Raw genomic sequence first — 13,283 nt, 5'->3', positions numbered from 1 at the left:
TCAGTCGAAGGCGAAACGTCTTGTCTTCGCTTCGACGCCACTGCCAGATTAGCTGTTCAACAGTTTGCGCTGCATGGCCACGAGAGCGAAGGCTTTCAACTGAGCGGTGACGATCTCGCGCGTCTGCTGGTCCGTGATGGTCCTGCCCTCGACATCGACCTTGCTCGCGGCTCCACCCACCATGACCTCTGGTTTGTTCAGCACCTGCGCATCGAGGAACACCATACTCTGGCGCAAGTGGTATTGCGCGCGGGCGCCTCCAAAGATGCCGGGCGAGGCTGACTGAATGGCGACAGGTTTTCCTGCAAGGGGTGTTGTCGGAAGACGCGACAGCCAGTCCAGCGCATTCTTCAGAACGCCGGGGACGGAGTAGTTGTATTCGGGGGTAACGATGATGACCCCGTCTGCTTCACGGATTGCGTTGCCAAGATCGAGCACCGATTGCGGGAAGCCCTCCGCCTGAACATCGGCATCGTAGTGAGGAAGTAGCCCAACCGAGGGCAGCTTCGTCACAGTCACGTTCTCCGGTGCCAACTCTGGCAAGGAATCCGCAATGGCAGCGTGGAAGGAAAGACGACGCAAGCTTCCGACAAGCGTAACGAAGCGCAACGAGTTTTGATCAGGCATTATGTTCCTTGGAAAAATACTTGCGTGATGGCTACGGGTCAAAGTTTTCTAGCGGTAGTGGCTCGGGCAGCCGTCCGAGTCAGATCAGGCGTTCGCCGCCGTAGTCTCTTGTCTTTCAGCGTCGGCCATTGGATCGATGGGATAGTCGACCTGAAAACGCGCCGTTCTTATATCGCCAAGCCGCTCTCGCACTCGCAGGTGTTCCGGATGCGTCGCGTAGGCATCAAGAGCGGCCAGTGAGTCGAACTCGGTGACCAGTACGGCGTCACATGCATAATCGACTGCACTCGAATCTAGTCCGACCTCGAGTCGGAGCATGCCGGGAATTCGACCGCGTAACGCCTCGAAGCTCTCCTTGACGAGCCGGCGAGCTTCCTGACGTTCGTGCGGTGTTTCACCGCGCACTCGCCACATGACAATATGTCGGATCATGCCGAAACCTCCGCCGGATTCAGTATGAAGTCGTAGTTGACCGTATAAAACGGTTTTTCCATTTTCGAGCCGTCGGGTGCCAAACCGGCATCGTGCTGGACCCAGTCAGTAATTAAGGTAGAGCGAACGCCAAACACCGCGTCAGAATTCAGATACCGATCGCCGTCTCGGAATACATGGGTGATGAGAGTGTCGTAGCCGGGCGCTTTGATCATGAAATGCAGGTGTGCCGGGCGCCACGGATGTCGCCCCAACGCTTCCAGCATCCGGCCCACGGGGCCGTCGTGGGGAATCGGGTATGCCTCCGCAAGGATCGAACGAAAATGAAACCGACCGTCAGGGCCGCTGCGCAGGCTGCCGCGCGCCTGATGGGATACGACTGCCGAGCCTTCGGACGGTCTTTGCACGTCGTAGTAGCCGTCTTCGTCGGATTGCCACACGTCGATTTGTGCGTTCGACACAGGGGTACCGCCAAGGCCGCGGACCTGACCGCTCACAAAACACGGCTCGCCTCGCGCGCCGTTCGCGATATCGGCACCGTTTTCATATTCCGGCGCTCCCTCGACGTAGAAGGGGCCAAATACAGTAGCTTCCGTGCATTTGGTCGGCTTTTTGTTGTTCTGCGCCATTACCAGCATAGAAAGGCCAAGCGTGTCCGAAAGCAGAATAAATTCTTGCCGCTTGTCGTCGGTAATCTGTCCCGCCTCGGTGAGAAACTGAATGGCCTTGAACCACTCCGCCTCGGTGAGCTGGACATCGCGCGCGAAGCTATGGAGATTCTGCACCAGGCTGGTAATGATCGTGCGAAGCCTGGCGTCGCAGCGATCATCCATTGACGCAAGTACAGCCTGCGTAATGGTGTCTTCGTTGATGTTGAGCATCGCTGTCCTCTCCGTTGTGCGCATATGGATGAGACGACAGGTTAACGGCCTCGTAACGGGAAAAAAATGCGCTATAGCGAAATGACATTTCCGCCTGGTGGATAAATCAAAAGAATGTCCGCTGGACTTCGTAGCACATATTCCCCGCATCCATTAACGAAGGGTCACCCGTTTCTCTCGAGTGCTGGCGCGCGGTTGTCATTGCCTCGGGCTAATCCTGATGAGGTTTTCCATAGGACTGCTTTATCGCGGGGATATTTCCGCTCACCGGAAATATGATTTCGCGAATACGCATATTTCTTTAGTCCGCGTTCGCATAGTCTCTAGCCACCGGGTAACAGAAGCCGACAAGGGCTACCAGATCACCTGATACAAACTGGCTTAGAGGGGACCATCAATGAAAGCAGTACGGTTTCACGGCAAGCACGATCTTCGCGTCGACGATGTAGATGCGCCGGCCGCGCCGGGATATGGGCAGGTGCTTATTGCGCCAACATTTTGTGGGATCTGCGGCTCTGATCTTCATGAATACGATCACGGCCCGACGTGGACGTCAGCGGACCCGAACCCCTACAGCAGCGCTTCTCTGCCGCAGATCCTTGGCCACGAATTCGCGGGTCGCGTCATCTCGGTCGGCGAGGGCGTCAGTACAGTTGTCCCGGGTGATCGCGTTTCCATCCAGCCGCAAACCGGACCGCGAGACGACTATTTTGGGCAAAGAAACGTCCCGTTCCTTGGGCCGAAGGCCTCTGTCATTGGCTTGAGTTGGCCGTGGGGTGGAATGGCGGAACTTGCGATAGTGAATGAGGGCAACGCGATCCGGCTGCCAGATTACATCACCGATCAACAAGGTGCGCTCGTCGAGCCGGCAGCAGTTGGTGTACATGCAGTGGACCGATCTCAAGTTCAACCCGGCGGAAGCTTGCTGGTGACCGGCGGCGGGACTATTGGCGCGATGACTGCGCTCGCGGGCCGCGCCGCAGGCGTTTCCCGAATCTTTGTCAGCGAACCAAACGCCAATCGGCGCAAGCGCATTGAGGGCCTCGGCATCGGGGCTGTCGTTCTCGATCCCACTGTCAGCGACATCGGGAAAATCATTCGTCAAGAAACGGAAAACGGCGTGGGTGTCGATGCTGCAATCGAGTGCTCGGGTAATGGCCGTGCGTTGAACGCATGCGTTGATGCAGTGAAACCGCAGGGAACGATTGTTCAGGTCGGCCTCATGGGAGGGAAGGTTGAAGTAGAGCCGTTCCGCTGGACCGTGAAGGACATCACCATCAGAGGCTCGTTGAACTATCCGATAACGATCTGGCCTCGGATCTTCGAAATGATGCGAAGCGGTTTATTCCCCGTTGAAAAAATTGTCGACGCTGAAATCAGTATGTTCAACGCCAAGAACGACGGCTTTGAGGCGTTGCTGGCCAAAGAGAGTTCCAAGCTCAAGATTCTGGTGGCGATGCCACAGTAGTCGAGACAACGGGCGATACAGCGGATTTTCGACGAAGACGAAAACGGTACCGCAAATAGCGAATATTAGATAGGAGATAGAAAGTGGACCGACTCAAAGGAAAAGTCGCTGTGATCACCGGAGCCGCACAGGGCATCGGACTGTCAGTAGCGCAGATTTTCGCACGCGAAGGCGCCACGGTGATTGCGGCTGATATCAAGCTGGCTAGCGATTCGGATGGCTTCGACGTTCGGCAGCTTGACGTGTCCTCGCCTGCGGATTGGTCACGCGTTGTGGAGTCGGTGGTTGCCAAACACGGGCGCATCGATGTACTCGTCAACAATGCTGGCATTGTCGGCTGCTATGAAACGCTGGACGGCACCGATCTGGACAGTTGGCAGAAAGTGCTCGCCGTCAATCTCACCGGCAGCTTCCTTGGCATCCAGGCGGTACTCCCCTCAATGCGCGCAATGCGCAAGGGCTCGATCATCAATTTCTCGTCCATGTGGGGCATTGTTGGGGTCGCGGGGGCTGCCGCCTACGCTGCAGCGAAAGGCGGCGTACGAAACATGACAAAGAACGCGGCCGTGACCTACGCGCCCGAAAATATCCGCGTGAACTCCGTTCATCCTGGATTGATCCGGACCCCTCTGGTTACGGATCAGTCCGACGAAATGAACGCCGGGATCATCGCAAAGACGCCGATGGGACGCATGGGTACGCCGGAGGAAGTCGCGAACGTCTGTTTGTTCCTCGCCAGTGACGAGTCCTCGTTTATGACTGGTAGCGAACTGGTGATCGACGGTGGATATCTCGCCCAGTAGCAGTATGCGATGCGTGAACGCGGGCGGCGATCGTCTCAAGGTCCCAAAAGAAGTGCTTCCATCGACGTTGACTGGTTTCATTAGCACGGTCGGCGAATTTCTCAATAGCCTTCAGCTTTCGCTGCAGGCGTAAGGCAGATGAAACGTATGTCTATCGATCTTCTCTCTCAATTTGGTCGGCGCGTGCGAGTGGGCCTCGTCGGCTGCGGAAAGGATTCCGTCATTGGTCGTACTCATCTTGTCGCCATGCGGGCCGACGGACTTTACGATGTAGTCGCTGGCGCGATGTCAGTTGATCCCGAGGTCGCGAGAGCTTCCGCGCAGGCCGAATTGATCGACGAAGATCGCATCTACACCGACTTTCGTGTGATGGCAGAGCGCGAGGCGGCACGTGAGGACCACATCGATGCGGTGGTGATCGCCACCCCGCCTCAATTGCATTTCGAAGTGGCGAGCGCATTCATGGAAAAAGGGATCGACGTCATCTGTGAAAAGCCGCTCACCCGTGATCTCGGCGAGGCGCAACGCCTCAATGAGCTCGTCCAGCGCCACGACCGGATATTCCTCCTCACGCATTGCTACACCGGTTATCCGATGGTTCGCGAAGCGCGCGCGTTGATAGCCTCGGGCGCACTTGGCAAGATCCAATGTATTGAAGGCGAACTATGCGCAGGCTTTGTGGTTGATCCCCAGAATCCTGATCGCCATTGGCGGTTTCGCGAATCGGCGATGGGCAAGGGCGTGCTCCTGGGAGAAGTTGGCTCTCACGCCCACCATATTGTCTCGTACATCACCGGACTTCGCGTCGAGGAAGTCTCCGCCGAAATGACGACTTTCGCCGAGGAGCGTGAAGTGTATGACAACGCCTATTTGACAGTACGCTTCGAAGGTGGCGCTCGAGGTCGACTGTGGGGTAGCTATGTCGCAGTCGGAAACGACCATGGGCTTTCATTCCGGATTTTTGGAGAGAAGGGCAGTCTCACGTGGGTTCAGGAAGAACCGGAAGTTCTTTGGTTCAAAGCGGCTGGCAAGCCCGCGCTGAGGCTTGCTCGGGGCTACAACTGCCTTTCGCCTGCAGCGGCCGCCTCGACGCGTTTCACGGCTGGACACCCCGAAGGTTACGCACTTGCCTTTGCAAACCTGTACTCGGATTTCGCGAAGGCGCTGATGGCCAAGCGTCTTGACTTGCCTTATCAGTCATACCTCGACGGCATTCCAGGCATTTCGGACGGAGTGGACACGATGGCGCTGATCGACGCTGCTGTTCGTTCCAACGATAAGGGCGGAGCTTGGACCGCGCTTACACGACAAGAGATCGGGTTGCCTGGAAGAAGCTGAGTTCGAATCTGAGCTTGAATTTTCATTGAGAACCCAGTTGGCCTTCCTAAGGCCAGGTTCCGTCACGATCTGGCGAACGTGACACCGTAGAGTTTTTTAAATCAGATTGGAGACAATGATGCTTAAGAAATTTTTGTTTGGCCTGACCGCCATGAGCTTGCTGGTAGGTGCGGCATCAGCGAAAGAGCTGACTTCGGTCGGCGTTACGGTCAGCACTCTCGGCGATCCTTTCCAGACTGCTGTTGTAAAGGGCGTCACCGATCGCGCAAAGCAGATCAATCCGAACGTGAAAGTCACAGCGGTGGCCTCTGACTACGACCTGAACAAGCAGTTTTCCCAGATCGATAATTTCATCGCGGCAAAGGTCGACCTGATCATGCTGGTCGCCGCCGATCCACAAGCAATCTTGCCGGCGGTCAAGCGTGCAGAAGCGGCGGGGATTCCAGTAGTTGCGGTTGATGTATCCGCGGAGGGTGCCAAGGCGACCGTGCAGACCAACAACATCAAGGCTGGGGAAATGGCGTGCCAATACCTGTCGGACAAGCTCGGCGGGAAAGGCAAGGTCATTATCCTGAACGGTCCGTCTGTTTCTTCCATCAAAGATCGCGTCAAGGGTTGCAAGGAAGTGCTGAGTAAAGGAAATTTCGAAATCCTTTCCGACAATCAAAATGGCAAGGCGACACGTGATGGCGGTCTCGCTGTCGCTCAATCGCTCATGACCCGGTTCCCGAAGATTGATGGCATGTTCACTGTCTGTGATCAGGAAGCCATTGGCGCTGACCTGGCGGCAAAACAGATGAATCGCAAGGACTTCGCGATCGTCAGCATCGATGGTTCCCCCGAGGTCGAGGTCTCGCTCAAGCAGTCGGGTTCCTTGATTCAGGGGTCGGTGGCTCAGAGTCCGTACGGGATGGCGATGAAAGCCCTTGACATTGGCAACGACATTTTGAAGACCGACAAGGCTCCGTCAACCCCGGTTGTGCTCCTCGACCCCAAACTGGTCACGCGTGACAACGTTGGGTCATATAAGGGCTGGGCTATGAACTGAGTTTGGTGCATCGCGGCGTATGCCGCGATGCATGCGGTCCCCGCACGCGCTTTTGCGTGCGCACCAACCAGCACATACAAGGAGACATGATGCCTACGGATAGTGGGATTCCTCTGCTCGAGATGCGGAACGTCAGTAAGACGTTCGTCGGCACAAAGGCTCTCGATAACGTCAATCTGCGCGCATGGGGTGGTGAGGTTCTTGCACTGATGGGGGAAAACGGCGCAGGGAAATCGACGCTTATGAAGATCCTCTCAGGTGCCTATGAGGCTGATGTGGGCAGTGAGATCCTGATCGATGGCCAGCCGGTAACCATCGGAAATCCGTTGGAAGCGAAAAAGCATGGCGTATCAATTATCTACCAGGAATTGAGCCTCGCTCCCAATCTTACCGTTGCTGAAAACATCTATTTGGGGCGAGAGGTTGTAACTCACGGAATGGCAAATCGCCGGGCAATGTATGCAGGCTGTCGCGACGTACTGGAGCGACTCGACGCTCCCTTCAATGCTCGCACGCTGGTCGGTACGCTTTCGATCGCAGAGCAGCAACTGGTAGAAATTGGCCGTGCGCTGCATGCGAAGTCCAGGATTCTGGTGCTGGACGAGCCCACCACCGCGCTCTCATCTCGCGAATGTGAGAGGCTGTTCGCACTGGTCAGGCAGCTGCGCGCAGAAGGCATCGCCATCATTTATATCAGCCACCGCATGGAAGAGGTCTACGACCTCTCCGATCGTGTGTCCGTACTGCGTGATGGGCGGTACGTTGGCACGATCGAGCGTGCCGAGCTATCCGCGCAGACGATCGTCAAGATGATGGTTGGTCGGGATCTATCGACCTTCTACATGAAGGAGCACGATTCCGGTGGTAGCCGTGGTCCAGTGATATTCGAAGCAAAGGACATTACCGACGGCGACAAAGTCAAGCCGTGCAGTTTCCAACTCCATCAAGGCGAGGTGTTGGGCATTGCCGGGCTGGTCGGCTCCGGACGTACTGAGCTGGCCCGATTGATTTACGGGGCCGATGAGAAAACAGGCGGGAAGATTTTTATCAATGGTCAAGAACTGAACATCCGTCAACCCTCGGACGCTCTCAAACATGGCCTAGCATACCTGACGGAAGATCGTAAGGCACTTGGTCTCTTTCTAGACATGTCGTGCGCCGAAAACATCAATATCGGCGTCATCGTTCCAGATGCCCGTTACGGCGGTTTTCTTAATCTCGCAAAAGGCAAAAGCCGCGCCAACTCGGCATTTCAGCAACTTGGCATTCGGGCGGCGAGCCCCCTGGTCAATGTTGGCAGCCTCTCCGGAGGAAACCAGCAGAAGGTTTTGCTGTCCCGTTGGCTTCAGATCGGGCCAAAGGTCCTGATTCTCGACGAGCCAACGCGTGGGGTGGACATCGGTGCGAAATCGGAGATTTATCGCCTGATCGACGACCTGGCTCGCCAGGGAATCGGTGTCGTGGTGATATCAAGCGAGTTGGCGGAAATCATTGGAGTTTGCGATCGCACTCTTGTGATGCGCGCGGGCCATATCGTCGGCGAGATCGGCGGCCCCAACAAGGAAGCAATTACGCAAGAAAACATTATGGCCCTGGCGGCAGGTGCCAATGCATCCCTTGATGCCGCTTGATACCCAGAATTGGAGACAATCATGAACAAATCAACCGTTAGCGGTTCCACCACGGCCAAGAAACTGACAGATGGCATCGGCATGTCAGCCCATAAGGTGTACGTGCGCAGGCTGATTAGCGCAATCGGCATGCTGCCGGTGCTGATCATTCTTTGCTTCGCCTTCAATCTCGCCACTCAAGGCACATTCTTCACGGGCCAGAACATAGCCATTGTGTTGCAACAGGCTGCTATCAACACAGTCCTGGCCGCAGGGATGACCTTCGTCATTCTCACAGGTGGCATCGACCTTTCAGTCGGCTCGATGCTGGCTACCGCGGCGATGACAGCCATGATCTGTTCTCTCAGTCCATCGTTCAGCGCGTTTGCGCTCCCGGTCGGACTTTTGACGGGGGCCGTGCTGGGGGGAATCAATGGCTTGCTAATCGCGTATCTCCGGCTTCCACCCTTTATCGTCACGCTCGGATCGCTTACCGCCGTGCGAGGACTCGCCCGTTTGTTCGGTGACGACGGTACGGTGATGAATCAGAATCTGAGCTTCGCGTGGATTGGTAATGCAAGTTTCCTGGGCGTGCCTGTACTTGCGCTCATTGCACTCGCTGTAATCACGGTCTCGTGGTTCATCCTTCGCCGTACTGTGGTCGGTATCTGGATCTACGCACTCGGTGGAAATTCTGCGGCAGCCCGTCTCTCCGGCATCAAGGTCAGCCTGATCCTGCTGTTCGTCTACGTCGTCTCTGGACTGCTTTCTGGTCTCGGTGGTGTGATGTCCGCGGCGCGGTTGTACGCTGCAAATGGATCGCAGGTCGGGCAGGGTTATGAACTCGACGCAATTGCAGCGGTCATTCTCGGCGGAACGAGCTTCGTGGGTGGCGTAGGTTCAATCTGGGGAACCCTGGTTGGTGCATTGATCATTGCAGTACTTTCCAATGGCCTCGTCATCTTCGGCGTGTCCGACATCTGGCAGTTCATTATCAAAGGGCTCGTGATTATTGCTGCCGTGGCGCTCGATCGCTTCCGCCGCAGCGATGAGAACCGCACCTAGTTATCGACAAGCGTAATCGAAGCACGACAGTCAATAAATTTACGCGTTTGGGCTTGCCTTCTGCGTGCTTCGGTCGGCCGCGATCGATGTTCGAGCAACGCAGAAAATGGTGGAAATCTCGAGTGACAAAAATGCTCTGCCGCGCGACGTCGAACACAGATCTGATCTTCATGGCGGCGCTTAAGGCCGAAAACGTGTAGGCATCGCAGACGTATCCGCCTTTCCAGCATGGCCATCCTCGACGCGACGTTGATGCCGGCAAGGCGTCTGCGTCCGCGTGCGCGCGTAAGGTACGGTGATTGGCCCGGGCGAGTTTTGATCTGTTTGTGTGCACGCGCACGTGCGTTGACGTCATTGTCGAACAAGAACCGCAATGAGAGTGTCATTTCGTGCGTACGCAATCGCGAGCACTACCTGATCGACGGATCAATCTACAAGGCTTCTAAAAACAATAGAACTTAAAAAACAAGACTCATATATTTAGCATTACATATTTATAGAAAGCGTCTTTTCACAGTTTGGAGAAAGGAGAAAAAGGTGAAGCGTATCATTCTTGGATCGCTGACGATGAGCCTGGCAGTCGCAGCGAGTGCTCAAAGCAGCCTTACGCTGTATGGGCTTGTCGATAATGGTTTGCAATACGAGACCGGCTTGCCGAAAGGGAGTCGTTGGGCGGCCGAATCGGGAAATTGGGCTGAATCGAGATTTGGTCTGAAAGGACTCGAGGACATCGGTGGGGGCACGTTCGTGACGTTCCAACTGGAGTCCCGGCTTAACACGGAGAATGGGACTTTCGCGAATGGCTCCTTCTTTGAGGGCCAGGCAACCGTGGGGATGAGTAATGCAACCTACGGGTCATTCCGTATCGGTAACTTCGGTGCCAGTGAGTTGCTTCAATACGCGGGTATCCTTGACCCTCAACAGACGCAGAAGTATTCGTTTGGCACACTTGTGCGAGGCCGCATGTTCCCGCAGGCGGCGAATGGTGCCGAATACCTGTCACCAAGTTTCGGAGGATTTACCGTTCAAGGTCAATACAATCTGACCAACTCGACTACTTGGAACGCCGGTAACCCAGGGAGCGTTCCCAGCCAACAGGGAACATCAACCGGACTCGGCAGTTCTCAAGGCCGTGATGACGGCATAAAGTTGGAATATAAAGCGCATAGTCTCGATTTCCAGGCCATTTACGATGAGATGCGCGACGGAAATGGGAAGTTCAGTAACGTCTATCTCGCTTCGCGCTCGATCTTTGCGGGTGGGTCTTACGTCTGGGGCCCTGTGACGTTCTATGCAGGGTACCAGCACCTTAGCGCGCCCGACGCGTCAAATGTGGGCTATTACGGAACAGCAAACCCGTCCGCGTTGCCAGCAGGCACTTCGCTACCTACTACGGTAGATGACAAATGGGTCGGCGCTCAGTGGGCGGTGACGCCCTCGACGTTCCTGACAGGCGCGGTGTATCACGCGAATGCAAACAACGGGAACGGAAATGCAACGTTGTACACGCTTTCCGGTGCGTATCAGCTTTCGAAACGTACTCGCCTTTATTCCGAACTCGGCTATTTGCATAACAGTGAGACCTCGAATCTTGGACTTAACGGTGGACTGTACGGAGCAAACACGAATAACGATCCGGTGAACGGAAACATGTCGAGTACTAATCCGAACTTCGGTCACAGCCAGTTCGGTGCTTTTGCGGGGATCGCTACGCAGTTTTAAGCGTAGGAGGCCGGGGCGGCGGTGCGAATAATCGGTTGGGCCACCGCTCCTAGACATGTAAAACGACGGCAGTGGTCGCGAACGTGACGAAATCGCATCAAGGATGGGATGAAAGAAAAGGCTGCCTTCTTCCGTTACCATTTTCATGGAGACGAAGATAACTTCTAGACGAATCAAGGGTTCGACGCCGGCTTAGACGTAAGCTGTTCACCCTTCCCTTTGGGGGCCAGGATGGGTCGTGGGCTGGCATTCGTTGATGTTGGCAGCAGACGTTCGCCATGGCTGTCAACGAATGGCTGGTCTGAGGCAGTGAGCAGGCATAGCAAGGCCAATGGACGAACGGCAGCTCAGGCCGAAGACCGGTCCGTCGCAGAACCGCAAATGCGACTATGACGCAAGGCGCACGAGGGATAAGGCCGGATGATGGATTTAGGGCGCTGAAAGGTATCATCTACGACGAGCCCCTGCCTGCCGTGCCTCTCCAACCCTACTTCACCGCCCCCAACGCCAATCCCTTAACCAGGAACCGCTGCAACCAGGCAAACACAATCGAAACCGGCAACGTCGCGCAGAGGGTAGCGGCCATCACCAGATGCCACTCAACGACGTACTTGCCAGCGACCATGTCAGTCACCTGCACGGTCAGAGTCTTATTCTCCGGCGACCGAATCAACGTATAAACAACCGCAAACTCATTCCAGGCATTGATAAAAGTAAAGATCGCCGTAACAACAATCGCAGGCACGGCCAGCGGCAAGAACACCTTAAAAACAGCCCTCGTCCTGCCACATCCCTCCAACCAGGCCGCCTCTTCCAAATCCCTTGGCACCGTCTGAAAGTAAGAAGACAACATCCAAACCGCAAACGCGATATTGAACGCAGCATAAGAAACGATGACCCCAATCTTGGAGTCGACCAGATTCCCATCCCCATAAGGAATCATCGCCGCGAGCCGGAACAAGCCCACCACCAGCAAGATAGGCGACAACATCTGCGTCACCAGCAGAAACTGCGAATACAGTCCCTTCCCACGAAACGGAAACCTCGCCAACGCATAAGCCGCCGGCAAGCTCACCGCCAACGCCAACGCAGTCGACAAGAAACTAATCACACAGCTATTCCTCAGCGCGACACCAAAATTCGCCGCAACCCACATGTCCGAAAAATTGCTCCACTGCCAATGCACCGGTAACCACCTCGCCGGATAAACAAAGATCTCAGTAGCCGGCTTCAACGCCGTAAAAAACATCACAGCAAACGGAAACAGCACCGCCACAACCAGCGGCGACAGCGCCAACCAGCACCACAACGAGCGCTTCATCTTGACGCTAAGACTCATGACGCCTCTCCTTCTTTCGCGGGCTGCAGGCGCAGATAAGCGATCGAGAAAACGAACAGCATGACGAGCATGATCAGCGACACGGCCGCGGCCTGGCCGGGACGTCCCAGCCTGAATCCAAGCTCGTAGAGATACGTAACGAGAATGTGCGTGCCGTTATCCGGCCCGCCTTGCGTCATCACCCAGATGATCGGGAAAGAATTGAACACATAGATCACGTTCAACAGAATCGTCATGTTGATGAACGGCCGCAAGAGCGGCATCGTCAGCTTGCGAAACTGCTGCCACGCACTGGCGCCATCCATTCGCGCCGCTTCATAAATATCGCCCGGCACCGACGACAACCCGCCCAGCAGAATCGTCACCGTAAAGGGAATCGACACCAGAATACCAACCGCGATTTCCACGGGAAAGGCGAGCTCCGGCGTCGCAAGCCAATGTATCTGACCGTGGATCAAGCCAAGCCGCTCCAACGTGACGTTGACCATGCCGTAGTCGTCGTTGAAGGCCCAGCGCCACACCACGGCGGTCATCGTCAGCGAGACGGACCACGGCAGCATCACAATCGTGCGCGCCACGCCGCGCCCGTAGAAATCCTGATTCAGAATCAGCGCAACCGGCACGGAAATCAGCACCGTGCCGCCCACCACGCACACGGTCCAGACAACCGTTCGTCTGGCTGCGGCAAGAAAGTTTGGATCGGTGAAAACCGTAATGAAATTCTGCAGACCGCTGAAATCGCGGATCGCGCCGAAGCGCGAGACCTCGTGCAGCGATTGCCACACGATGTTGAAAATCGGATAGCTGATGATGAAAAGCGCCAACACCAGACTCGGCGCAATCAGCAACCAGGGCGCCTGGAGGCGCGAAGAAGCGGAACGGCTCATGCGTGCTCGATCGTAAGACGCGCTCATGTTAAAAAATGGGCGCGACGGGATGGGCCGGATAGT

The 13,283-nt window shown here is 55.9% G+C and carries 11 protein-coding genes and 1 pseudogene; 7 read left to right on the top strand and 5 right to left on the bottom strand.

The features are described from left to right. Positions 1 to 48: 48 nt before the first annotated feature. From PQR40_RS37805 to PQR40_RS37795, 3 genes are all read right to left on the bottom strand, one after another. Entirely contained in the window at positions 49 to 627 is a 579-nt protein-coding gene (locus tag PQR40_RS37805) for an NADPH-dependent FMN reductase (RefSeq protein ID WP_408340817.1), read from the bottom strand. Between the two features lie 84 nt (positions 628 to 711). Beyond that, the gene (locus PQR40_RS37800) at positions 712 to 1,059 is read right to left on the bottom strand and encodes a Dabb family protein (protein ID WP_408242022.1); all 348 of its coding nucleotides are present in this window, start codon (positions 1,057 to 1,059) and stop codon (positions 712 to 714) included. Then, positions 1,056 to 1,940: an intradiol ring-cleavage dioxygenase gene (locus PQR40_RS37795; protein ID WP_408391440.1), complete on the bottom strand. Its 885-nt coding sequence runs from the start codon at positions 1,938 to 1,940 to the stop codon at positions 1,056 to 1,058. The genes PQR40_RS37800 and PQR40_RS37795 overlap by 4 nt, the downstream gene beginning before the upstream one ends. Positions 1,941 to 2,337: 397 nt before the next feature. Between PQR40_RS37795 and PQR40_RS37790 the strand changes: the two genes are divergently transcribed. The 7 genes and pseudogenes from PQR40_RS37790 to PQR40_RS37760 all read left to right on the top strand — a co-directional run bounded on the left by PQR40_RS37790 (position 2,338) and on the right by PQR40_RS37760 (position 10,994). Continuing rightward, on the top strand, positions 2,338 to 3,408 hold the full coding sequence (locus PQR40_RS37790) for a zinc-binding dehydrogenase (RefSeq protein WP_408242026.1): 1,071 nt from the start codon (positions 2,338 to 2,340) through the stop codon (positions 3,406 to 3,408). An 83-nt stretch (positions 3,409 to 3,491) separates the two neighbouring features. Continuing rightward, positions 3,492 to 4,211, top strand: coding sequence for an SDR family NAD(P)-dependent oxidoreductase (locus PQR40_RS37785; RefSeq protein WP_408391442.1), 720 nt, complete (start codon positions 3,492 to 3,494; stop codon positions 4,209 to 4,211). A gap of 138 nt (positions 4,212 to 4,349) precedes the next feature. Beyond that, on the top strand, positions 4,350 to 5,549 hold the full coding sequence (locus tag PQR40_RS37780; RefSeq protein WP_408511179.1) for a Gfo/Idh/MocA family protein: 1,200 nt from the start codon (positions 4,350 to 4,352) through the stop codon (positions 5,547 to 5,549). A 118-nt stretch (positions 5,550 to 5,667) separates the two neighbouring features. After that, positions 5,668 to 6,597, top strand: a complete 930-nt coding sequence (locus PQR40_RS37775) for an ABC transporter substrate-binding protein (RefSeq protein WP_408242032.1) — start codon at positions 5,668 to 5,670, stop codon at positions 6,595 to 6,597. Positions 6,598 to 6,683: 86 nt separating this feature from the next. Next, on the top strand, positions 6,684 to 8,228 hold the full coding sequence (locus PQR40_RS37770; protein ID WP_408340821.1) for a sugar ABC transporter ATP-binding protein: 1,545 nt from the start codon (positions 6,684 to 6,686) through the stop codon (positions 8,226 to 8,228). 120 nt (positions 8,229 to 8,348) lie between these two features. Then, positions 8,349 to 9,272: pseudogene (locus tag PQR40_RS37765) on the top strand (ABC transporter permease subunit); the annotation flags it as partial. A gap of 537 nt (positions 9,273 to 9,809) precedes the next feature. Continuing rightward, positions 9,810 to 10,994 (top strand): porin, encoded by a 1,185-nt coding sequence (locus PQR40_RS37760; RefSeq protein WP_494478200.1) that lies wholly within the window; start codon positions 9,810 to 9,812, stop codon positions 10,992 to 10,994. Positions 10,995 to 11,481: 487 nt separating this feature from the next. Here PQR40_RS37760 and PQR40_RS37755 read toward each other — a convergent pair whose 3' ends face one another. Both PQR40_RS37755 and PQR40_RS37750 read right to left on the bottom strand, forming a co-directional pair. Then, positions 11,482 to 12,333: a carbohydrate ABC transporter permease gene (locus PQR40_RS37755; RefSeq protein ID WP_408242036.1), complete on the bottom strand. Its 852-nt coding sequence runs from the start codon at positions 12,331 to 12,333 to the stop codon at positions 11,482 to 11,484. Continuing rightward, the gene (locus PQR40_RS37750; protein WP_408242038.1) at positions 12,330 to 13,220 is read right to left on the bottom strand and encodes a carbohydrate ABC transporter permease; all 891 of its coding nucleotides are present in this window, start codon (positions 13,218 to 13,220) and stop codon (positions 12,330 to 12,332) included. The genes PQR40_RS37755 and PQR40_RS37750 overlap by 4 nt, the downstream gene beginning before the upstream one ends. Positions 13,221 to 13,283: the final 63 nt, after the last annotated feature.

The organism is Paraburkholderia sediminicola, from assembly GCF_046026855.1.
Lineage (GTDB): Bacteria > Pseudomonadota > Gammaproteobacteria > Burkholderiales > Burkholderiaceae > Paraburkholderia > Paraburkholderia sediminicola_A.
This window is presented reverse-complemented; position numbering and strand designations above follow the sequence as displayed.